This window comes from Nocardia farcinica (genome assembly GCF_029867845.1).
GTDB classification, from domain to species: Bacteria; Actinomycetota; Actinomycetes; order Mycobacteriales; family Mycobacteriaceae; genus Nocardia; species Nocardia farcinica_A.
The window spans coordinates 1-1,970 of sequence record NZ_JARWRU010000027.1 but is presented as its reverse complement, the minus strand read 5'-3'; the positions used below and the strand labels follow the sequence as shown (position 1 = coordinate 1,970).

Below are 1,970 nucleotides of genomic sequence, written 5' to 3'. Positions count from 1 at the left end.
CCCCCCCCCCCCCCCCCCGGGGCCGCGGTCCCCGACCTGATCGTGCTGCCGGAGCTGTGCACCACCCCCTACTTCTGCGGCGGCGACGGCGCCGATCGCGCCGACTGGGCGCAGCCGGTGCCGGGGCCCACCACCGGGACGATCGGCGCGCTGGCGCGGGAACTGGGCTGCGCCATCGCTTTCGGCATGTTCGAGCGCTCGCCCGAGGGCGCGTTCCACAACTCGGTGGTCGTGCTCGGCACGGACGGGCAGCCGGTGCGCTGGGACGGCGCCGACGGCTCCACCCCGCCCGCCTATCGCAAGCTCTCGCTGCCGCGTTCGGTGGTCGGCGGGGTGTCGATCGACGAACAGCGGTACTTCTCCCCCGGTTCCGTGCCGGCCACCGTCGAGCTGGGCGGGGTCCGCTTCGGCTGCGTCATCTGCTACGACCGCAGTTTCCCCGAGTACTGGGCGGTGGCCAGGACACTCGGTGCCACCGTGATGCTCGCGGTGGTGTCCTCGCTCGGCACCAGGGAGACGCTGTTCCTGGCCGAATTGCAGACGCGCGCACTGGAATCGCAGATGTGGGTGGTGGCGGTCAACCGGGGCGGGCCGGAGACCCTCGACGGCTCGACCGTCGACTACTTCGGATTGTCGTGCGTGATCGCCCCCGACGGCACGATCGTCGCGCAGGCACCCGCCCATCGCACGGGACCGGTCCTGCGCTGCACCCTCGATCTCGACGCGGTGACAGCGGCACGGACGGGCCTGCCGCTCGGCCGCGACCGCAGGCCGGATGTGCTGCGCCTGCTGGCCGATCTGACCGCCCCGACCGCCGACGACCCAGGGCGGGCCGCATGAGCGCCGTCGACTATCCCGACCTGACCAGCGCTTCCGCGGGGTCACTTGCCGATGTGCTGCCCCGCGCGCGGGCCGACATGGCGCCGGTCCTCGACCGCGCCCGCACCCGGCCCCACCCCGCGGCGCCCGGCAATCAGGGCACCGAGCCCGCCGATGCCACCCACTTCCTGGCCGGACTGGCGGTTCCCGCACCAGAGATCGCGGTCCCCGCACCCGTCCCGGCCGATCGGCCGCCGCATCTGCTCGGCGTGCTCGACCTGCTCGACGCCTTCGCCCGCCGCACGCTCACCCCCTCCGGCCTGCTCACCCACCTGCGGCGACGCTGGACCGACGACGCGCTCACCGGCGGCGCCGTCCTGGCCGTGGTCGACGGCGCGGACGAGGCCGCCGCGGTCTCCGATCTGCGCTGGCGCGAGGGCGTTCCCCGTCCGCTCGAGGGTATTCCGTTCGCGGTCAAGGACATCATCGACGTGGCCGCCACCCCGGTGACCGCGGGCTCACGAACCACCCGCGACCGGGTCGCCGACACCGACGCCACCGTCGTCGCCCGGCTGCGCGCCGCCGGGGCGATCCCCGTGCTCATGACCGCGACCACCGAATTCGCCTGCGGCGCACCGAACAACGCCCGCTACGGGATGGTCACCAATCCGTGGGCTCGGGACCGCTGGACCGGCGGATCGTCCACCGGCTCGGCGGCCGCGCTGGCCGCGGGCCTCGTCCCGCTCGCCCTCGGCTCCGACACCGGCGGCTCCATCCGAGTGCCAAGCGCCTTCTGCAATCTCACCGGCATCAAACCGACCTACGGGCTGGTGCCGCGCACCGGCGTCGCCTCGCTGTCGTGGACCCTCGACCATGTGGGGCCGATGGCGCGCAGCGCCGCCGATCTGCGCGCGGTGCTCGGTGTGCTCGCCGGACCCGACGGCCTCGACCCTAGCGCCGCTGCCGAATCCGCTGCTGCCGAGGTGATCCGGCGTCTCACGGAAACGACAGCAGCCGTCGCAGCGCCCGCGGCGGCCAGTGTGCCCGCGGTCCGGCAGCTGCTCGGCCCGGCCTGCGAACCGGTCACGGCGGCGGGCAGCGTGCGGGGCGGGGCCACCGAGCCCGCGCGGACGGCGCGCCTGGACGGGATC

The 1,970-nt window shown here is 74.5% G+C and carries 2 protein-coding genes; both read left to right on the top strand.

Annotation, left to right across the window (positions count from 1 at the left end; all coding sequences use genetic code 11):
- Positions 1-840 (top strand): carbon-nitrogen hydrolase family protein (locus QH283_RS00390; RefSeq protein WP_280501027.1); only part of this gene is annotated, 840 nt, incomplete at its 5' end.
- The coding region (locus QH283_RS00385) for an amidase (protein ID WP_280501026.1) at positions 837-1,970 on the top strand (1,134 nt) is incomplete at its 3' end. The genes QH283_RS00390 and QH283_RS00385, both read left to right, overlap by 4 nt.